This window comes from Mesorhizobium sp. SP-1A, from assembly GCF_032460275.1.
Lineage (GTDB): Bacteria > Pseudomonadota > Alphaproteobacteria > Rhizobiales > Rhizobiaceae > Mesorhizobium.
In genome coordinates, this window is sequence record NZ_JAVXZD010000012.1 from 19602 (window position 1) to 39393 (window position 19792).

Annotated in this window: 22 protein-coding genes and 5 pseudogenes; 21 read left to right on the top strand and 6 right to left on the bottom strand. The window is 62.3% G+C overall.

Annotation, left to right across the window (positions count from 1 at the left end):
- Positions 1-27: 27 nt before the first annotated feature.
- The 7 genes from QU595_RS28430 to QU595_RS28460 all read left to right on the top strand — a co-directional run bounded on the left by QU595_RS28430 (position 28) and on the right by QU595_RS28460 (position 4674).
- Positions 28-855: an N-acyl homoserine lactonase family protein gene (locus QU595_RS28430; protein WP_315928382.1), complete on the top strand. Its 828-nt coding sequence runs from the start codon at positions 28-30 to the stop codon at positions 853-855.
- A gap of 92 nt (positions 856-947) precedes the next feature.
- Complete coding sequence (locus QU595_RS28435) at positions 948-1991, top strand: LacI family DNA-binding transcriptional regulator (protein WP_315928384.1); 1044 nt, start codon at positions 948-950, stop codon at positions 1989-1991.
- Positions 1937-2758, top strand: a complete 822-nt coding sequence (locus QU595_RS28440) for a glutamine amidotransferase (protein ID WP_315928386.1) — start codon at positions 1937-1939, stop codon at positions 2756-2758. The genes QU595_RS28435 and QU595_RS28440 overlap by 55 nt, the downstream gene beginning before the upstream one ends.
- 61 nt (positions 2759-2819) lie before the next feature.
- Positions 2820-3737: a ribokinase gene (gene rbsK, locus QU595_RS28445; protein WP_315928388.1), complete on the top strand. Its 918-nt coding sequence runs from the start codon at positions 2820-2822 to the stop codon at positions 3735-3737.
- Between the two features lie 113 nt (positions 3738-3850).
- Positions 3851-4078, top strand: a complete 228-nt coding sequence (locus QU595_RS28450) for a hypothetical protein (protein WP_315928390.1) — start codon at positions 3851-3853, stop codon at positions 4076-4078.
- Between the two features lie 91 nt (positions 4079-4169).
- Positions 4170-4532 (top strand): hypothetical protein, encoded by a 363-nt coding sequence (locus QU595_RS28455; RefSeq protein WP_315928392.1) that lies wholly within the window; start codon positions 4170-4172, stop codon positions 4530-4532.
- Positions 4471-4674 carry a hypothetical protein gene (locus QU595_RS28460; protein ID WP_035027988.1) on the top strand — a complete coding sequence of 68 codons (204 nt, stop codon included), beginning with the start codon at positions 4471-4473 and terminating at the stop codon, positions 4672-4674. Before QU595_RS28455 ends, QU595_RS28460 begins: the two co-directional genes overlap by 62 nt.
- Before the next feature lie 4 nt (positions 4675-4678).
- Here QU595_RS28460 and QU595_RS28465 read toward each other — a convergent pair whose 3' ends face one another.
- A complete protein-coding gene (locus QU595_RS28465; RefSeq protein ID WP_315928396.1) occupies positions 4679-5065 on the bottom strand; it encodes a DUF5615 family PIN-like protein in 387 nt (128 codons plus the stop codon).
- Entirely contained in the window at positions 5062-5682 is a 621-nt protein-coding gene (locus tag QU595_RS28470) for a DUF433 domain-containing protein (RefSeq protein WP_315928398.1), read from the bottom strand. The genes QU595_RS28465 and QU595_RS28470 overlap by 4 nt, the downstream gene beginning before the upstream one ends.
- Before the next feature lie 185 nt (positions 5683-5867).
- Here QU595_RS28470 and QU595_RS28475 point away from each other — a divergent pair.
- Positions 5868-7382: pseudogene (locus QU595_RS28475) on the top strand (ParB/RepB/Spo0J family partition protein); the annotation flags it as partial.
- A gap of 46 nt (positions 7383-7428) precedes the next feature.
- Here QU595_RS28475 and QU595_RS28480 read toward each other — a convergent pair.
- Entirely contained in the window at positions 7429-7818 is a 390-nt protein-coding gene (locus QU595_RS28480) for a hypothetical protein (RefSeq protein WP_315928400.1), read from the bottom strand.
- Positions 7819-8271: 453 nt separating this feature from the next.
- On the opposite strand from QU595_RS28480, the gene QU595_RS28485 reads away from it, so the two are divergent.
- A complete protein-coding gene (locus QU595_RS28485) occupies positions 8272-8958 on the top strand; it encodes a transposase (RefSeq protein WP_315928402.1) in 687 nt (228 codons plus the stop codon).
- A 178-nt stretch (positions 8959-9136) separates the two neighbouring features.
- On the opposite strand, the gene QU595_RS28490 is transcribed toward QU595_RS28485, so the two are convergent.
- Positions 9137-9295, bottom strand: coding sequence for a hypothetical protein (locus QU595_RS28490; RefSeq protein ID WP_315928404.1), 159 nt, complete (start codon positions 9293-9295; stop codon positions 9137-9139).
- Positions 9296-9542: 247 nt separating this feature from the next.
- Here QU595_RS28490 and QU595_RS28495 point away from each other — a divergent pair.
- The 8 genes and pseudogenes from QU595_RS28495 to QU595_RS28530 form a co-directional block, all read left to right on the top strand.
- Positions 9543-11610, top strand: a pseudogene (locus QU595_RS28495) (strawberry notch-like NTP hydrolase domain-containing protein); the annotation flags it as partial.
- A gap of 452 nt (positions 11611-12062) precedes the next feature.
- Positions 12063-12500, top strand: a complete 438-nt coding sequence (locus QU595_RS28500; RefSeq protein ID WP_315928581.1) for a DUF2493 domain-containing protein — start codon at positions 12063-12065, stop codon at positions 12498-12500.
- 190 nt (positions 12501-12690) lie between these two features.
- On the top strand, positions 12691-12951 hold the full coding sequence (locus tag QU595_RS28505) for a type II toxin-antitoxin system prevent-host-death family antitoxin (RefSeq protein ID WP_315928406.1): 261 nt from the start codon (positions 12691-12693) through the stop codon (positions 12949-12951).
- Positions 12941-13359, top strand: a pseudogene (locus QU595_RS28510) (hypothetical protein). Before QU595_RS28505 ends, QU595_RS28510 begins: the two are co-directional and overlap by 11 nt.
- A 192-nt stretch (positions 13360-13551) precedes the next feature.
- On the top strand, positions 13552-14085 hold the full coding sequence (locus QU595_RS28515) for a hypothetical protein (protein ID WP_315928408.1): 534 nt from the start codon (positions 13552-13554) through the stop codon (positions 14083-14085).
- A 698-nt stretch (positions 14086-14783) separates the two neighbouring features.
- Complete coding sequence (locus QU595_RS28520) at positions 14784-14945, top strand: hypothetical protein (protein WP_410000589.1); 162 nt, start codon at positions 14784-14786, stop codon at positions 14943-14945.
- A 150-nt stretch (positions 14946-15095) separates the two neighbouring features.
- Positions 15096-15506, top strand: a pseudogene (locus tag QU595_RS28525) (hypothetical protein); the annotation flags it as partial.
- 23 nt (positions 15507-15529) lie between these two features.
- A pseudogene (locus QU595_RS28530) lies at positions 15530-16144 on the top strand (alpha/beta fold hydrolase); the annotation flags it as partial.
- 59 nt (positions 16145-16203) lie between these two features.
- Here the strand turns inward: QU595_RS28530 and QU595_RS28535 are convergent.
- Positions 16204-16542, bottom strand: a complete 339-nt coding sequence (locus QU595_RS28535) for a helix-turn-helix transcriptional regulator (RefSeq protein WP_315928412.1) — start codon at positions 16540-16542, stop codon at positions 16204-16206.
- A 353-nt stretch (positions 16543-16895) separates the two neighbouring features.
- On the opposite strand from QU595_RS28535, the gene QU595_RS28540 reads away from it, so the two are divergent.
- Complete coding sequence (locus QU595_RS28540; RefSeq protein WP_315928414.1) at positions 16896-17078, top strand: hypothetical protein; 183 nt, start codon at positions 16896-16898, stop codon at positions 17076-17078.
- Between the two features lie 79 nt (positions 17079-17157).
- Here the strand turns inward: QU595_RS28540 and QU595_RS28545 are convergent, their stop codons facing one another.
- Entirely contained in the window at positions 17158-17403 is a 246-nt protein-coding gene (locus tag QU595_RS28545; RefSeq protein WP_315928417.1) for a WGR domain-containing protein, read from the bottom strand.
- 502 nt (positions 17404-17905) lie between these two features.
- On the opposite strand from QU595_RS28545, the gene QU595_RS28550 reads away from it, so the two are divergent.
- The 3 genes from QU595_RS28550 to QU595_RS28560 all read left to right on the top strand — a co-directional run bounded on the left by QU595_RS28550 (position 17906) and on the right by QU595_RS28560 (position 19792).
- Positions 17906-18100, top strand: a complete 195-nt coding sequence (locus tag QU595_RS28550) for a hypothetical protein (RefSeq protein WP_315928419.1) — start codon at positions 17906-17908, stop codon at positions 18098-18100.
- 433 nt (positions 18101-18533) lie between these two features.
- Entirely contained in the window at positions 18534-19298 is a 765-nt protein-coding gene (locus tag QU595_RS28555) for a ParA family protein (protein ID WP_315928421.1), read from the top strand.
- 32 nt (positions 19299-19330) lie between these two features.
- Positions 19331-19792, top strand: coding sequence for a hypothetical protein (locus QU595_RS28560; protein ID WP_315928423.1), 462 nt, complete (start codon positions 19331-19333; stop codon positions 19790-19792).

Sequence of the window (19792 nt, forward strand, 5' to 3'; positions counted from 1 at the left end):
GACAATTTTGGAGAAAGGCAAGCCATCATGACGGTTAGGATACATTGCATTCTCACGGGCGCATTGGAGAGCAGCTACACCACCAGCGTCTATGGCGCGCCCGAGCGTCACCCGCTGGTGAAAAAGGAAGACCTCCTGCCCTATGGCCACAAGGAACGTGTCTACAACTCGGACGGAACCATTACGCCCGGCCTGATGGTGCCGGTGCCGATCTGGCTGATCGAGGGCGAGGACAAGACGATCCTCATCGATACGGGCCTTGGCGACTGCGACGAGGTCATGGCCATGCAGGGCCAGTATGGCATCGACTATATCGCAACCAAGAGCAAGGACGAGGAAATCGTCACCGCGCTGGCGCAAAAGGGTTTGAAGCCGGAAGACATCGATGTGGTCGCGCTGACGCATCTGCATTTCGACCACATCGGCAACAATGAGCTGTTTACCAAGGCCCGCTTCGTCGTTCAGAAGGACGAGGTGCCGTTCCTGGTGAGCCCACCTCCCTTCGCGACCTTCTACTACCGCGAATGGCAGCACAAGCTGACTTCGATTAGCGACAGGCTGGACACAATCGAAGGAAATTACAGGCTCAGCAAAAATGTCGAGCTGGTGAAGGTTGGCGGCCATGCGGCCGGTCAAATGGTCGTGATGGTGAATACGTCCCTGGGAAAAGTGTGTATCGGGTCGGATTTTTATTACAATTACACCAATATCGACAGATCCTGGCCCATGGGGCCGCTGTGGAACGTTCAGCAGTGGATCGACAACGACCGTTGGGTGAAGTCGAACTGCGATATAATACTTCCTAACCACGACTTCGCACTGTTCAACAGGTTCCCTTCACGCGCGATCGGGTAACAAGCAGCACGTGCCCGGCTTTCGGGCGAGAGCACATGACGAGCAGGGCGGCGGCGTGATGCGCAGGTCGCCGTAACAAGGATTGGCATGAAATGGCCGGAATAAAGGACGTAGCGCGGCAAGCCGGTGTTTCGCCAACGACCATATCGCGATACTTGAACAATCATCTTGAGCTGCCCGAGGCTACGCGCTCGCGCATCGACGCGGCGATCGAGCAACTAGGCTATCGCCCCAATCTGTTGGCCAAGCGACTGAGCACCGGAAAGGCGGAGATCATCGGCGTTGTCGCGCCGGAAATTGCCAACCCGTTCTTCACCAATCTGGTTGCCGCGATAGAGGACGAGGCCGAGCGGCATGGTTATTCCGTCCTGCTGTCGAGCACCCGCGGGATGCGGACGCGCGAAATCGAGCAGATCAGCCGGCTCGGGGACCGACATGTCGACGGCCTGATCCTGATGACCAACAAGCCCGATGACGGCACGCTTGCGGCCTTCATCGAAAAACATGCGAATATCGTGCTGCTGGACGAGGACGTGCCGGGTTTTTCCGGCCCCAGAATATTCGTGGAGAACGCCGAGGGCGCATATCAGGCGACGCGATTTCTGATCGAGGCCGGCCACAGGCGCATTGCGCATATTGGCGGGCCGGCCGACCTGATGAGCACCATAGAGCGCCAAAGCGGCTTCATGCGCGCCATGGGCGAGGCCGGGCTGGAGCCGACGCATATCCTGCTGGGGTCCTATACGAGCGAATTCGGTGTCGCGGCCATGAAGGACATTCTGGATAGCCCCGAACGTCCGACCGGGCTCTTTGCCGGCAGCGATTTCGTCGCGATCGGCGCCATGCAGCATATCGGCGAGCGCGGCCTGCGCGTGCCCGACGACATCTCCCTCGTCGGCTTTGACGACATGCCTTTTGCCGGGCTTCTGGCGCCGCCGCTGACGACCATACGTCAGCCGGTGCAGGAACTGGGGCGAAAAGCCTTCCAGGCGCTTTTTGCGGTGATGAATGAGCAGCCGCTTCCCGACCTCGGGCGGTTGCCGACCACACTTGTGGAACGTCAATCGGTGGCCAGACGGCCATGGACAATCACCACACCGGTGCTGGGCCGCAAGCCCAGCGTCAAACCATGTTGAAAGAGAGAAAAATGGAAAAGACCCGTCGCGTTCTCATTGCAGGTGAATCCTGGACCGTTCACAGCATCCACCAGAAGGGCTTCGACAGCTTCACCACCACAGAATATTCCGAAGGCATCCATTGGTTGCGCGGCGCGCTCGAGGCCGGCGGCTGGCGTGTCGACTACCAGCCGGCTCATGTGGCGGCACGGGAATTTCCCGTCACCGTCGAGGAGCTTGCCAAATATGACAGCGTCATCCTAAGCGATGTCGGCGCCAACACGCTGCTTCTCCACCCCGATACGTTCGTCCGGGGCAAGGTTCTGCCGAACCGCCTTGAGGTAATCCGCGACTACGTCAAGGCCGGTGGCGGCTTCGTCATGGTCGGCGGCTACCTGACCTTCCAGGGCATCAACGCCAAGGGCCAGTATCGCGGCAGCGCGATCGAAGAGATTCTGCCGGTTGGTCTCCAGGCGACGGACGACCGCGCGGAATTTCCACAGGGTGTCATACCGCGCGTGGAGGCCAAGGATCACCCGGTTGTGGCCGGGATTGGCGAAGCTTGGCCGCATCTGCTCGGCTATAACCGGGTGAGCATGAAGGCCGGTGGCGAGTTGGTAGCCTCCGTCGGGGCAGACCCGCTGATCGCCTGCGGTTCGTTCGGAAAGGGTCGCTCGGTCGCCTTCACCTCCGATTGCGCCCCGCATTGGGCACCGGAAGCTTTTATCACCTGGGAAGGCTACAACAAGCTCTGGCAACAGATCGTCTCCTGGTCGGCGGGCCAGTAAAATTGCCTATCGCCGAGGCTGAGAGATCAGCCTCGGCCAATTACCTGCATTGGAGATGGTGATGAAGTCGGGTGTGTCGATTGTCGGGGTTTTCGTGGCTGATATGGTCCATGTGGCCCATCGCATGCCTGTGATCGGGGAAACGATCATCGGCACCGGATTTTCGGTCGGTCCTGGGGGTAAGGGCTCCAACCAGGCTGTTGCTGCGGCGCGCGCTGGTGCCTCCGTATCATTCATCTCCAAGATCGGCCGTGACGCCTTCGGCGAAATGGCGCTGAAAATTTATACTGAGGAGCGGATTTCGGCGCATGTCGTGCAGATGGAGGACCTGCCGACCGGCACCGCCTTCATCTATCTCAATGCCTCGAAAGGCGACAATGCAATCATCATTTACCCGGGCGCTGCCGGCACGCTTGGCATCTCCGATGTGGAATCCGCTCGCGAGACGATCGAGCGCTCCAGTGTCTTCGTGACGCAACTCGAGCAGCCGGCCGAAACGGCTTTGCATGCACTAAAGATCGCAAGCGCCGCCGGTGTCATCACCGTTTTCAATCCGGCGCCGGCTGAAGCTTTTCCGGAAGCTATTTACCCGCTATGCGATTATATAGTGCCCAATGAAACCGAAGCCGCCGCGATTGTCGGTTTCCCGCTTCAGACACAGCGGGACGCGAGGCGTGCCGGAGACGTTCTTCTTTCGAAAGGAGTGAAAGCCGCTCTGATTACGCTCGGCAGTCGGGGCGTTCTCTATCACACCCCTTTGGAAACGGTGCATGTGTCTGCCCAATCGTCCGGAGCGGTCATCGATACTACAGGGGCTGGGGATGCATTTGTGGGTGGTTTTTCGGCCGCCCTTTCCAAGGGCATGCAGCCGGTCGATGCCGTTCGTTTCGGCTGTGCGACGGCGGGCATTACGGTGACGCGGAAGGGAACCGCGTCGGCTATGCCGCAACTCGTGGAAATAGAGGCGCTTTTAGCGTAGAAAAATCGCCCCGCATGACGCCCGTTCTCGCAGCTGGGGATCCGCATTAACCCCTGCAGATTGAGCCGGCGGCTGGATTTGAAGCTGGATTGGGGGTTGGCGGTCGGTTGAGGATGGCGCTTCTGAGCGTGGGAGGACGTCGCAGCGGCCGATATCGGGGCGATTTCCCGACGCCAGACGGATTCAGCCCATGGCTTTGCCCGTTCATGGAAGATCAGCCTGTCGAAGTTGTAGGCGATGTTGGCGAGGATGAGTTTCGCCTCGGCCCGCGCCAGGCCGATGGTGCGGATGAACAGGCCGAAGCGTTTCTTCTGATTCTGATGCGCGAATGCGTTTGCTAGAGCGGCGCCGAGATGGCGAGGCTGTACGACGTCAGCGAGCCAACGGTCTCGCGGATCGTCGCCGAATATCGCCAGAACCTGGAGACCGACAATGCCAGCCAGCTATGATCTCAAGGGGTTGATGAAGTTCCTGGCCCGCGATGAGTGGGGTGGGTGTTTTGAGGAGGTGTTCGACGATCACTTCGGCCCCGTGCTCAAGGCCGGAGACATGGAGTTCGATGACCTTGCCGAGATTCTCAGCGACGACTGGGCCATGACGCTGTGGGGGTGCGCGTTCGAGGATTTCCTGACGCAGGAGTTCGATGTCCAGGGCGGCAATATCGTCGACGAATATCTCAAGCGTCGCGGCTGGAAGGAACGGTGCACATGCCGGCCGAACGGAGGACCGGGTCATGAGCGGCCGGCCTCTTCTCCGGCTCTACACCACGCTTGCCGAGTTCGAGCTCCTGCATGAGCGGCATGATCGTACACGCAGCACGAGCAAGACGGTAACGGTGGATCGGCAGGCGCTCATCCACATCCTGATGGACCACGCCCGGATGCTGGAGACGCTGCGCAAGGCCGGCCGTGTCGACGTTGCGGAACCGGAGGGGTAACGCTCTATTCGGGAAGGTCGAACCGGTCGATCGTCACGACCCGGCCGGCGCTCACCGTAATCTCCAGCACCTCGTTCCACGCCTCCTCGCCGCCAAGTTCCGAGAGGGCGAGAAGGAAGAGGCGCAGCTGAAAGTCGAGGCTCATCAATCCCGGAGCCGTGTTGAGCGCGACCAGGCCGACATGGACCTCCTCACGGCCATAAAGCCCGCGAAAATCCGCCGTATTGTGGGTGACCAGGACGTAGCCGTCATCGACGGCACGCCTAGTCACCACATGATCCTTCGCCCCTGCCAGCCCGAGCCAGCGCACATGGCTGGACTCCGGATACCCGCGCTCGCGCGCGAGCTTCGCCAGATCCGGGCTCAGGCATTCGTCGATCAGGAATTTCACGAAGCCGCCGGCAGACCGTCGAGATGAACCGTGCGCGAAGATCTTGCGGGCTTGCCTCGCCAAGCCGGTTTCGCCGGTGGACGGCCGCGTCTGGGATAGGCGAGCGCGTAGTCGGCGGCCAAGCCGATCTGGTCGAGCGTCAACTGCGGATAGGCGACATGGATCGCCTCGGGCGCATCGCCGTTGGCGAGCATGTCGGCGACGTCATGGATCGGCACCCGCGTTCCGGCAAAGATGGGTTGGCCGCCAAGGATATCGGAATCCCGAGCCACCATCGCCTTCGCCTTCCGCAGCCGCACAAGGCCGGTCTTGACGTCGGCAGCAATCGGCTTGAGATCGACCTTCAGCGGGTCGGCCGCAACCACCGATGCAGCATCGGTCGCGATTGCGCGTTCGACGATCGCCCGTCTTGCCATTGGCGTCAGCGTCTCAGCCGTCAGCCATGCCAGACGCAGTCCAAGCAGGCCCGATCCTACGATGACGCGGCTGCCGCGACGCCTCTCCACACAGCCTCGCAACAGCCCGGCGTCGATGATGCGATGCACCTGCTTGAGCGGCACTTGCGTTACCGATGCCGCCTCATTGGCGGTGAGCGCCTCGCTGGCGAACCCGGCCATGACAATAATCCTTCCACGTTTGTGGAAGATATATAGCTTCCTCTCCCCCAATAATCCAGTGCCGCGTCGCGGCTTTCGGTCAGCGTTGGCGCGCGGCCGCGAGAGTTAGAGGGCGGGGGGAGGGTTCCCGACGGGTTTGGAGGTTCGGGGAGAGGCCCCGGGCCGCCCGTCATGGAGACCTGACCATGGCAAAGAACGCCATTCAGAAGATCACCCTCAACCAGGCCGAAAACATCCCCTTCGACAAGCTGTTCCTATCTCAGAAGAACGTCCGCCGGATCAAGAACGGCGTTTCGATCGAGGACCTTGCCACCGACATCGCACGCCGCGGCCTTATCCAGAGCCTCAACGTCCGCCCTGAGGTGAAAGAGGGCGAGGAGACTGGACGTTATGAAGTGCCCGCCGGCGGTCGGCGATTCTCGGCACTCCAGCTTCTGGCCAAGCGCAAGGAAATGGCGAAGACCGCGCCGACGCCCTGCATCGTCAATCGTTCCGATCAGACGAGCATGGAGGATGACTCGCTCGCCGAAAACGTCCATCGCGAGAACCTGCATCCGCTCGACCAGTTCCGCGCCTTCAAGACGTTGAGCGAGCAGGGGCTCGATGTCGAGGAGATCGCCGCCCGCTATTTTGTTTCGCCGAACACGGTGAAGCAGCGGCTGAAGCTCGCCAACGTCTCACCAAAGCTGCTCGATCTCTATGAGCAGGATGAAATCCGTCTTGAGCAGATCATAGCCTTCTCGATCTCGGACGACCATGCCCGTCAGGAGCAGGTCTGGGAGCGCATCTCCGACAATTCGAATATGCAGGAACCCTACTATATCCGGCGCCTGCTGACGGAAACCACGGTCCGCGCCGACGATCGCCGTGCCGTCTATGTCGGCGCTCAAGCTTATGAGGCGGCCGGTGGGATCATCCTGCGCGACCTGTTCGAGCAGGACTCCGGCGGCTGGTTCCAGGACGCGGCCCTTCTCGAGCAGTTGGTCTTCGAAAAGCTGAAGGTCGACGCCGAGGCCATCCGCGCCGACGGATGGAAATGGGCCGAGGCGGCGATCAGCTTCCCCTATGGCCACACCTCCGGCATGCGGCGCGTCTATGCCGAACCGGAAGAGATGAGCGCCGAGGAAGTCGCCCGGCACGATGCTGTCAAGGCCGAATACGATGAGCTCGACGCCAAATATGCCGAGATGGAGGAGGCAGACGAAGAGATCGAGAACAGGCTCGACCAACTCGGCGCCGAACTCGACGCGTTCGCCGATCGGCCTCATGTCTACGACCCGGCGCAGAAGGCCATCGCCGGCGCCTTCGTCACGCTCGGTGCCAACGGTCAGCTTCAAGTCGAAGCGGGCTTCGTGCGTCCAGAAGACGAACCGCGAGCGGAGACGGACGAGGATGATGAGGCGATCGGCGACGAGGATCGCGACACGGCGGACGCCGAGGACGACGGCGCCGGTGGCGTCACCGTCAACGGCCGGTCTTTGAACGGCGCATCCGAAGCGGCCGAGGAGCCCGAGGACGAAGGCATCAAGCCGCTGCCGGACCGCCTCGTCTTCGACCTCACTGCGCAAAAGACGCTGGCACTTCGCAATGCGCTGGCGCGCGACGTCGACATCGCCTTCGTTGCCGTTCTCCATGCGCTCGTGCTGCAGGTGTTCTACCGTTTCGCCAAGGACAGCTGTCTCGAGATCGGCCTGGTGAGCAACGGCGATCTCGCGTCGGTCGCACAAGAATCCGACTTGATAAAAGCTAGCTGCGGAACAGGTAACCTGAATTTCGCAGGGCGCCGACAAAGAGGCTGACGTGGCCTGTGATGTCGATTGTGGCCTGCGTCGACAATGGCAAGCCGGCCCAAGTCTCCAGCGGAGCGATGAGGCTTGAGAAAGCATCATTGATCATGCATTGGCGGGTTGAGGAGTCCTGCTTGTCCAATGCCAGGATACCCATCTGATCGCTGGTATATCGAATAGCCGCGATGCGCTGGACTTCTGCGTCACCATCGATCCTAACGTCGAACAGCAATACGCCGCGGCTCCTGGCGGCTATTTCGGCCGCTTTCTCAGCGAAGCTCAATGGAAGGGCGCGAACGCTTTCGAGCGCCATCTTGAAAACCAGCGCATCCAGCTCATCCGTCACCATAAGCGAAATTGCCTGCAACGCAGCGGTATTGCAATCGACGCCCCAGCTTGTTCACAGCTGTCTGCTCTCAGCCCCCTTGACTGTCGCGGTTGTGAGTTCGCTACACAGCCTCAGGTCCCTTTCTGGGCTAATGGGGCAGGGCGAGGCTCGGCTCCAGGGAGGATGTCGTCACCGAGCCTCAAGCCCGCTGACTCCTCGTCAGCATGTTGACTTTGTCAGGGGTCCCTGAGTCGAGCGATGACCGCCTGTGGATAGCGATCAAGTTAACAACCTTGTTGGCGCTCTCGCACGAACCAACAGCTCAAGAAATATCTGATTGGAACGCCGCTTGCCTGTCGTCGGTCACATCCGCTAAAGCTCCGCTGGAAACGTGAGGCGATGGAAGATTGAATCTTCACCGCACGGCATCAAGCAACGGCTTTCATTTGTATCGACCCCTGCAAGGAAGTAACCATGCGGCGCCAGGCCCGGCCCTTCATCATAGAAGTCAAACAGAAGCGCAGGGGCCCGAGGCAGAACCGCTCGATCTGGGGCGATCTCGACCTGTCCGCTATTGCCGCCGATGCGGCAACACAGAGCAAGCCCGTGGAGCGGCCGGATCACCAGCTTATTGACTCCGATGGAACACCCATTGATGCTGGGGACGGGAATAAATCGCATGCGGAGCACCTTATGGCCGATCCTCAGGAAGCTGAATCAACACAGACCATGACTGACGTGCCTGCGAAGGCGGAAGCAGCTGAGACCAAGAAAAAGGCTCCGCGAACCAGGAGGGCCGCGAAGGCGCAACCGAAGCGGTCAGCCGCAAAGAATGTTACCAAAGCGGTTGTCTCGGAACCCGGTGTTGCGGCGCCCGCCAAGGCGCCCCGCAAGATCTACTCCACCAAGGAGCGCACGCAAAAACTTGCCCAGATCGAGAAGTCGATCACCGGCGGCGCGAGCACCAAGAACGCCACGAAACAGGCCGGCATTTCGGAGCAGACCTATTATCAGTGGAAGAAGGCTGCAGCCGCGGTGCCGGAGAGCGGCGAGTTGAAGGATCTCCTCGCACTTGAGGAGGAAAACGCTCGCCTGAAGAAACTGCTGGCCGAGCGGCTGCGCAAGGAGAATGCGGAGCTGAAAAAGAAGCTTGGACTCTGACCGCGGCTCAGCGCTGCATGGCCGTTATCTTGATCAAGCTGGCAGCGGCGGCATCCAGCCGCTCCAACGCATCTTCATGTCTCCGTTTCCAGACGTGATCGGCCGATTGACGGGCGGTTTGTAGTGCCGCCCCTTCGTGCTCGGCTGCCGAACCGACCTGTCCTTTTCGTAGGCGGTTTCATACGCAATCCGGTTCTCCGCTACAGTCATCAGGACCATCATCCTCGGTGATCGCCGGACCGGCTGCCTCCGTCGTGCATTTCGCGACGGCAATCAGATAGACGTTTCCCTCAAGCTTGGCTTCGTGCACCGCCAGGGCGGCGGTGCCTTCGTTCATAAGCAGACCTCAGTGCTGCGTGCAGGCGACTTGGCGCATTCCGCTCGTAGGACTCAGCTTCGACCCTGAATCGCCGCGTCAAATCCATTATTTCGGTTGCCCCCTTCCGCAGGTCATTGAGTCATGCCTTTCCCAAGGCCGACCCGTCTGGTCGCAGGGAGGGAGAGAGGGGCCGGGAGGAGTTCGGCCTTGCCGGGCGCAGAGAGTGCGCCGGCAGGGCGGACACTCTTGCTCGAAGGACATCTCCATGAACATCGTCACGACCCCGACGCCCGCCGCCCGGACGGCCGCTCCACTTGTCGCCCCGGCATCGCGCTCTATCGACGCCGCTCACGCTATTCATCAGGTGGCGACCCAGCTTCTTCCCTCCCTGGAACAGGGCAAGCCCATCACGACCGCGGCATTGCGAACGACCATGACCGACAGCTTCGGCGGCACGGACGCGCAGGGCTTCTGGGTCTGGAAGGACGCCTATGAGGCGCTCGAAGTCGCCCAGATCCTTTTTCTCCGGCGCTTCGGTGCGGCGATCCTGTCGCGATCGGTCTCGCGGCAAGCCGCACTGGCGATGATGAGACGCATCGCCGACCTCGTTCCCACCCATACGCGGCGCTCCCGCGAGAGCCAGGCGATGCAGCAGCTATCGACGCCGCTGCCGCTCGCCTTCGCTACCGCACACGCCGCCGCGATCTCATCATCGGATATTGTTCTCGAACCTTCGGCCGGCACCGGCCTGCTCGCCGTCCATGCCGAAATCGCCAGGGCGTCGCTCGTGCTCAACGAACTTGCCGCGACCCGAGCCGATCTGCTCGACCTGCTATTCCCGCGCGTTGTTGTTTCCCGGCATGACGCAGCCCATATCGACGATCATCTCGATGCCGCCATCAAGCCGTCCGTCGTAGTGATGAACCCGCCCTTTTCGGTCGGCGCCCATGTCGAGGGTCGTGTAACCGACGCTGCATGGCGCCATTTCTCTTCTGCCTTTGCCCGTCTGCGCGCCGGCGGCCGTCTTGTCGCCATCACCGGAACGGGCCTTTCTCCTGAAAACCCCAAATGGCGGGCAGCCTTCGAGCGGCTGCAGCAGCAGGGCAGGGTGGTCTTCACCGCGGCGATCGACGGCCGCGTCTATGCCCGTCACGGCACCACCGCCGAAACCCGCCTCACCATTATCGACAAGATCCCGGCGACCGATCCATCCGCGTTCGTAGCGTCGCCGGGCAAAGCCCCCGATGTCGAGACGCTGCTCTCCTGGATCTCCGATCTGCTGCCCCGCACGCCGGGCGGCTTTCCGGATTCGATCGGCGCCCTGTCGACCAGCATCATGCGCAATGCCGCAATGCGGGTGGCCACTTCTCGATCGGCAGCGAAACCCGCACCTGCCGCCAGGTCTGCGGCAGACCCGAAAATCGTGCGCTCGGCGCGGCGGGTTGCCCGGGTGAAGCCTGCCCGTCCTGCCATCGCGACTAGCACACCAGTCGCCCCGCTCGTCTACGAGCTGCGTGACTGGATGCCGGAGGGTGGTGGCCGGCTCACGGACACGATCTACGAGCCCTATGCGCTCCAGTCGATCCACATTCCGCGCGCCAAACCCCATCCCACGCCGCTGGTGCAGTCGGCCGCCATGGCGGCGGTCGCGCCGCCGAAACCATCCTACCGTCCGCTGCTGCCTGACGCGATCATCGACGAAGGTTTGCTGTCTGACGCCCAGATCGAGAGCGTGATCTATGCCGGCGAGGCGCATTCCGGCCATCTCGCCGGCGCCTGGACGATCGACGAGACCTGCGATGTCGTCTCGGCCGCTCCCGAAGGTGCTGAAAACGCCATCCGCTTCCGTCGCGGATGGTTTCTGGGCGATGGCACCGGCTGCGGCAAGGGACGACAGGTCGCCGGCATCATCCTGGACAACTGGCTGCAGGGCCGTCGCCGCGCCATCTGGATTTCCAAGTCGGATAAGCTGCTGGAGGACGCCCAGCGCGACTGGTCGGCGCTTGGTCAGGAACGTTTGCTCGTCCAACCGCTCTCGCGCTTTCGGCAGGGCACGCCGATCCGCCTCGCCGAAGGTATTTTGTTCACGACCTATGCCACGCTCCGCTCGCAGGAACGCGACGGCAAGAAATCCCGCATCGCACAGATTATCGACTGGGTCAGCAAGGATTTTGACGGCGTCATTGTCTTTGACGAAGCGCACGCCATGGCCAACGCCGCCGGTGGCAAAAGCGAGCGCGGCGATGTTGCACCCTCGCAGCAGGGTAGGGCTGGCCTCAGGCTCCAGCATGCGCTGCCCGACGCTCGCATCGTCTATGTCTCGGCGACCTCCTCGCCGACCGACCGCGTCATCCTCGAACTGCAGATGTACGGCCATCGTCCGCATCAGGACGAGCCGGATCCCCGCCCGCTGCCCGACGACGCGGTGATCCGGAGTGGCCTTGCCGGCATCGTCGAGACATTTGCCGGAATGCTCGGCGACACCAGGCTCGAACCCGACCTCGACGACCTGCTCTGGTCCTTCACCAATGTCTTCCACCGCGCGGCCGAGCGCGTCGCCCGCAACCTCGACCGCAACGAGGAGGCACAGCGCTCGAGCCAGAACGAACAGGACGGATCGGAGGTGAAGTCAGTGGAGCTGGAACGGCTGACGGCCGAAGGCATCACTTATATCGAGCGCCGCAACGTGCTGGAAATCATGCGCGACGAGGCCGCCGACCTCTACGAGGCGCAGACCGGCTCGGCCTGGCGGCCGCGTACCGGCTCCAAAGTCAGCCATCAGGCGATGACGGCGACGGTAATCGACAGCCGCGACTTCCTCGCTGCCCGTCGCCGCGCCGATACCGAGGTGCTGGTGCCGGCAGGCACAAAGATCGCATTTGCCGGCGGTCTCGACTGCGACGAGCACGACAGGATCTGGGAGGCATTGGATAAAGCCCGCGAGAAACATCCCGACATGGTCCTGCTCCACGGCGGCAGCCCGCGCGGCGCCGAGCGCATCGCCGCCTGCTGGGCCGAGAACCGCAAGGTCACGCAGATCGCCTTCAAGCCGGACTGGAACCGGCACGCCAAGGCCGCCCCGTTTCGGCGCAACGACCAGCTGCTCTCGGTCATGCCTTACGGGCTGATCGTCTTCCCCGGATCTGGCATCACCGAGAACCTCGCCGACAAGGCCCGCCGCCTCGGCATCCCGGTCTGGCGGTTCACGGAGGGTGGCGCGTGAGCGCCACTTTCCTCACCCTTGTTCCGAAACGCGCTTTCGTCGCCACATCATCGACGAACCCGACCTTGGAGTCGGGTTCGTCCTGCACTCGCATTTCGTATCCGCCTCCCGCGATCTTTGTAGCGAGGAGTCATTTTCTTGCAAATCAGGAAAATATGGATATTATGGAGAAGCATATGGAGACTTGGCCATGCGACAGTTCACGACAGGCGACCTCAACAAACAGGTTGGCGACGTCACCGATGCCGCCAGCCGCGAACCGGTCATGCTCACCAAACACCGCAAGCCCCGCTTCGTGCTGATGAGCTACGAGCATTACGAGCGGATGCGTACCGGCAGGGATCCGCGCCGCGCCTATCGTGTCTCCGATATGCCGGAGGAGCACAAGGACCTCTTCGCCGCGGAAATCGACCGGCTGGCGCGCGGCGAAGGCTATGACGATGAGCCGTGAGTTCCTGCCTGGCCAGGTCATCGGTTATCCTATCTCTGGGTATGGCAGCAGGAACGCGGCGAGACCGAAGGCCGCAAGGTCCGGCCGACCTGCGTCGTAGTAGCCGTCAAAGGCGCGAGTGATGGTCTGACCCATCTCGCGCTTCTCGCCATCACAACCCAGCCGCCGCAACGCGGTCGCGTTGCGCTCGACATCCCGGATATCGAGCGCCGGCGCGCCGGTCTGAGCGACCTGAAGCGATGCTGGATCATCGTCGACGAATACAATTACGATGTCGCCGAGCACTCCTGGTACATAGAACCGGGAAACGACATCCTTGGCCGCTTCAGCAAGGCCTTCGTAATGAAGATCGCGACCGCCTTTGCCACAGCGCGGCAATCGAGTCGGCGTGTCGACCGTATGGATTGACGCTTTCCCTTTCTGCTTCTCTTTGACCATCCAGTGGGCGCCCCGGCTCGCGGCCGGCCGGGCCTTGGTCGCGGCGTGCCGCCGCTTCCGGGCCGGCCTCGCCGCCTCGGCCTGCGGTGACGAACACGCGCGCAGGAGAGCGAGGGGAGAGCCGGGCCGGGGCGGGGGCTTTGAGAGAAAGGAAGAGCGACCATGGCGATGATATTTTTAGGCGGCTCGCGCGACATCTTCGAACTGCCCGGTACTGTGATCGAGAGGATCGGCGCAATCGTAGCCGCCGAGCACGGCGTCCTGATCGGCGACGCGCCTGGAGCCGATGCCGAAATGCAAAGCCTGCTCGCCGGCTACAATTACGAGCATGTCGGCGTCTTCCACGCCGGACCAGAACCGCGCAACAATCTCGGTGACTGGGCCACCTATCACATCCAGCCGCTGGAGGGCGCACGGGGCTTTGCCGTCCACGCCGAGAAGGACCGGGAGATGGCCCGGCGCGCCGATTTCGGGCTGATGGTCTGGGACGGCGCCTCGCCGGGTACCTGCCTCAACGTGCTGCGCCTTGCCGGTTGCGGCAGCCCCTGCGTCGTCTACGACACGATGCGCGGCACGGTCGGAACCGTCCACAGCATCGCGGACTGGCACGCCATGCTCCATCATGCCAGTGCCGACGTTCGGCGCGAAGTCGAAGCCCGCATGACGGCGGACGAGCGCCTCGCGCTGGAAGCCTGATCGCGGCGAGCCGCAATGGTCGGTTCGCGTCAAGGTGATGGGAGCTGCTGCCCTGACCCGGCCGAAGGCCGACCCCTTGTGACGCCGCCTCTCGCGGCTCGCCGGCGTTCCTCGGAATACGCTGCCCGTCCGTCGCGCCACGGGCAGGGCGGTGGTATCAGACGACGCAATTCCGGTTGCCGGCAGCTTGATGTCGGATGATCACCTCGCCGGTGTCGGAAGCGTGCGTCTCCGCCGGTAGCGGCCCCGAAGCTCGGATGCATGATGGCGAACGGTGGCATGGGCCGCCTCGCGGAACGTTCGGGTGCGGTGCAGGCGGCGGAGAGGCAGCTCCGAAGGCGGGGTAAACACCTGACCGCGAGCGCCGCGCGGCGCTGGGGATTTGCGATGGCGGCCGGGGATCGCCTTCGCTCACATCCGGACCAATCCCGTTCTATGTCGCCTTTGTAGTGGACCGCCTGCTTTTGCGGTCAACCCCCGTTGGGGGTACGCTCGGCAAGAAATTCCGGAAAATTCGATTTCGGTCTTTTGTTGCGGGCCAGACACTTTCCTTCCCGCAAGCGGGCCCCTTGAAAGTGCGGCCCGCTGTCTGCGGCAAATAGAATTTTCCGGAATTTCCTGGCGAGTGACCGCAGCAGGACGGCCCCCTCCTTTGGCGCCATCGGGAATGGTCCCGATGCAAGCGAAGGAGAAGTACCATGGCCACCACGGTCGCAAACCTCACCGCCAAGGCCGACGGCTCGATGGAAGGCGTGTTCGCCACGCTCCGGGTCAACGCCCCGATCACTGTCATCCCAAACAGCAACAAGTCCCGCGAGGATGAGCGGTCTCACGGGCTCGCGAGACAGAAGCATCGCTGAGGCCTGTTTGTAGCCGCCCTAACCGGTCCCGATGATTCGATCCTCTCCTGTGCCGGCCAAAACCGTGGCGATAAAAGCGTTGATTGAGGACGAAGGCGCGATAGGATACGAAAACGAGCGAAGCGAAACGAAGGCATCGACTGTAAGCAGCTGATAAAGAACGGAAAATATTTTCTTCCGCCGCCGCGCGATGGGAGCGATTTCAAAGAATTGTTCAGGCGGATGGCGGCAGCAGGTCTGGGACGCCCGCTGGGCGACGATGGTTTTCCTGTGGGTCCGTGGACGCCCGAGCGTCTCGCGGAGACGATTTCACAGATCGATTCCAACCGGATTGGAGTCGACCTGCGAACGGTGCAGCTTTGGTTCCAAGAAAACGACAAGGGGATCAGCACAACCAACATCCGTTGGCTGGCAAGGGTTTTTGGCTGCGATGATCCGGTGGCGACCGGGGAATGGCAGGTGGAGCTTAGCGCGGCCCAATCGCGGTTAACGGCGAAAAGGCGAGAACGGAAGAAAGCCGGAAGCGACGTTGCGCTGGGGCTTCCAGATATAGCTCAGCCCGTGGCCATTACTGGCGGCCCAGAATGCCCTATCACTTCCAGCGCAGCCGTCCCGGATCCTCGCACGCCGACTACATGCTTAGCGCCAACCTCGGTCGTACGATCCAATCCGTAAGACAGGCAGTGTTGGACGGCCGAAAGCTCATTCGTTGGTTGAAGGGCAACGGGTATCGTGACATTTCGGTTCTCGGCATGAGCCTGGGTTCCTGGGTTGCCGGTTTGGTTGCCGCGCATGACCGGGCGGTGTTGAAAGCCTCGTTGTTTCTGACGGCCGGGAGCTTGGCCGACATGGTTTGGACCGGTCGCGCGACCCGAGCGATACGCGACAGCCTTGAGCCTGAAATCGGTCTTGCCGATCTCAGGCGGGCCTGGGGTCCGCTCAACCTGGAAAATTGCGTAGATCGCCTGGCGCGACCGGATCTCGCTCTGCAGGTCGTGTTGGCTGAGAGGGACAAGGTGGTTTTGCCGGAGCTGTCGACGCGCTTCATCCAGAAGCTGAACGACGCCGGCGCTCGGCCCAACATCCTTGAAATGAATTGTGGTCACTATTCACTCGCCCTGCCGCCCTACATCTTATTGGCCGGTTTGAGCTTGAAGCGGTTTCTTTCGAGGGCTGATCGCTCGGCCCAGCCAGGATGAGCTTTCGTGAGCGGCTCAGATCGTGCCGCACACATGCGCCTGCAGGCAAAGACCGTGTCCTATTCGGTGCCGGCCGCGCCCGGCTTGAGCTTTTTTCTTCGACGTCGCCGCAGCTTCGCCTCGCCCCATTTATCTTCCAGCAGTTCAGACGCTTCGATTCCGAACTCCTTTGAAATGCGGTTCAGCATCGACAGACGAACGTCGCGGCGGCAATTCAGCACCTGAGACATATAGCTTTCGGTCACATCGATACGTTCTGCCAATTCCCTGCTCGTCAGACCGTACACATCACGAATCCGCATAAGCGCGTTGCTCAGGCGCTTGTGCAGCCGTTGGTCATCATCCCAATCTGGCGCGAGATCTGTCTTGCGCTTTTCATCATTGAGATGCGGCGGCATGTTTTATCCCTTTCCGGCCTGTCGCGTTATGACGCGGACCATCATCCGATGTAAGTCCTTCGGAAGCAAATTCCCAAGGCGGGGCGACCTCACACTCCCGCCGGCTGGTCGCCGGATACGGACGCGCCCTGCGGGCGCGGGATCGCTCTGCTCAGGCCTTCCTATCGTATCATGGGGGGAAGGGGTCGCCTCGAGACCGCGCGGCCCCTCCAATTTTTCCGCCGAGCCGCGAAGGGCGGCCCGCCGGAAAAATCGGCTCCTCCGCGCGCGAGCCGCCTGCGGCGGGTCTCGACCCAACCCCTTCCCCCATGATCCGCGGCGTCGTCCTTCACACGAACTCAAGGAGAACGACGATGATGCTCGAACAACACATCGAGGAACTGCGCGCCGAGTTGCGGAATGCGGTCATCCGCAAGGATCGTCGCTGGATCGAGGCCGAACTCAAGAGGGCGCTCGCGGAACTCGACGCTCGGCTCGACGAGGTCGAACGGAAGCTGCGCGAAATCAACCAAGAGGACGAGGCGCCTCCTTCATAGGAGGCGCCGCCAGCGCAGTGCTCGGGAGGCCGCCGGATCGACCGGCCGGCCTCCCGTTGCGCCTGCTCAGTTGCCGACGTCATCCAGGACCATAACCCCGCCTCAACTTGCTTCGCAGCAGCCTGTCGGCCGCCGCGACCGCCTGATCTTCATCGTCATAGAGGTCGAGACGTCGCCGCGCGGAGCAGCCGATGCGTCCCCAGTCGCGCACGACGGCGGACCATCCGAACAGCGTGGGCTCGACCGCCACCCCGTAATATCGTGCCATGTTGCGCGCCGGGTCGACACGACGGAGCAAAGCAGGGACAACGTCTTGTTCGAGCATCCCATCTTATCCCCCGTTCCCATCCGGTACGTCCAACGACACTTATGAATCGGTCGGGCCATCATGATTCATTTCGGTGATGGCTCGTACGGGCGACGGAAGATGGGCGAGCCGCCTGCGGCGACCGGGTGCTATTCGCTCCGCTCACGGAGCCCGCAAGCGGTCTCCGCCTCCGGTGGCGCCCCCTCTCGCGGTGCATGCCGGGCCGGATCGACCGGCTCGGCATGCAGGTGAGGGGCGGCCCTGACGCCCCCCGCCGGCTGGCCGCCGAATCTTCACCTCCAAACATCCCCGGTGCTGCGCGCAAGGGCTGACACCCTCCTTCGCTGCGCTTCGGCCCTGCGGGTGCGCGCCTCTGGTGGGGTGGCGGCGCGCATCGAGCACGCCGCCACCCCTTGGGGGGAGCGGCTAGCCGCCTCTCCCTCCAGACCCCCCACTCCTTTCGGACTGCTTCGCAGCCGGCCTTTCGGGCCGGTAGAAGGACGCTGCCGCGACTTCGCCAATGCAGCCGGGCAGTTCGCTCGGCGTCAGCCTGCATGTGCAGCTGGCGCCTTCGCTCCTGCCCTGCCGGCGCGCTCACGCCTCGATGGCGCTGCAGCTTCGCAGCCCGTCGCTGCGCTCCCTGCTGCTCGCCGCGACGCTATCTCGGCGTTCGCTTCGGCCTCACAGTGGAAGACGCGAGGGCCGCTCGCCGTGAGTCGGCGTCCTTCGGACGCCCGCCGCTGACCGTTCGGCGCTGGCGCGCCGCCCGGGGTTCATCGACGACGGCGAGCGGCCCTCGCGTCTTCCACTGTGAATGGCAGGATAGGCTAGCTGGTGACAGCTAGCCATTGCGCCCGAGGGGCGCCGCTTCGGTTTCGCCTCAGACGGGCGAAAACAAGCTCGCGTGTGTCCGCTTCGGCCAGGTCAGCCGACCACGGAAACGCCAGCGGACGGTAGGAATCGACTTCGGTGTCATTGTCACAATGTCACTCGGTGACAATGCCACTTAGTGGCAATGTGACATTGTGAACTTGCGTCATTGACACCGGGTGGCACTATCAAAATGACCCCCGGTGACATTGCACTCTTCGCTCAGAGAATTATACTATAGGGAAAGTTTATTTGTCGTTGCGAAGAGCTGCCGCCTCATGTCGATCCAGGCAATGTCCAATGCTCCATCCGTTTCGCTGGCCCTGTGCACGTTCAAAGGAGGGGGAGGAAAGACTGTCCTCAGCCTCAACCTGGCCGGGGAGTTCGGCAGCCAGGGAACTCGAACGCTGCTCATCGACTGTGACCAGCAGCAATCGCTTTACCGCTGGTACAAGACGTCGATCGCCCGCGGCTCGATCAGCGAGATCGACAATATCGATGCGATCTCCGTGCTGCCGAACGAGGATCTGAACGAACGGCTGAAATCGGCGCCGGCGGCCGACATCCACATCTACGACGTCGGCGGGCACGCCCATGGCCGGGCCCTGGATGTTTTCAGGAGAGTCCAGGCGGTCATCATCCCGGTCATTCTCGAATCGACGAGCGCCACGCAAGCGATCAACGTCTCGAATCTCCTGAAGCAGATCGCAGCGCAGGAGGGCAGGGCGGTCACGCCACATGCGGCCATCTGGAACAATGTCGATCATATCGCCATGACGAAGAACCGGGCCATTCCGGAAGTCATCAAGCTCCTCAATGTCGGCAACGTGCCCACCTTCGAAACGATCATCCGCAAGAGCAACCACTTCAGCGACGTCGCCGCCGGGTATGGGACGCTCTATACGAAGCTGCGCGAGATCGACGAGAATCCAAAGATGGCGCCCTCTGCGAGGAAACGGGCCCGCGAAAGCGTGTTGGACGCCATCGACCAGATCAAGTCGTTGAACAATGATTTCATCAACCTCATCAGTGCGGCGTCGTGACTATGGCTACTTCTCCCAAGGATCGCGTCGTAGTGGCGGGCAATCTCGCCGCGATCGCCCGGACCCACAACATCGAGCCTGTCGATCCAGATGATCCGGCAATGGCCTTTATGCCCCCGCTCGCATCGGTCGAGGAACTGTCCTCATCCGGCGCCGCGCCCATGCCGGAAGCCGACGCCGGCACCCCGAAGATCGACAACCCGCCGCTCGGCAAAGTCGAGTTTCCGACAACATCGTCGTCGCTGTCGGAACCTCTCTCCAGACGCGGAGAGCCGGCACAAAAGCGTCGTGCCTCCCCGGCCCGGCTGCAGGAGACGGCATCGCAATCTGTGCGACTCAACAAGGCCGAATCCGCCGACTACACGCGCGTCACGCTCAGATTGCACAACGACGTCATAACGCGCCTGGTTGCGCATGGCCTCTCACGGAGCAAACGGTACACGACTGTGATCGAGGACTTCATCATGGCCGGGCTGGACCGGCACAACGACTGA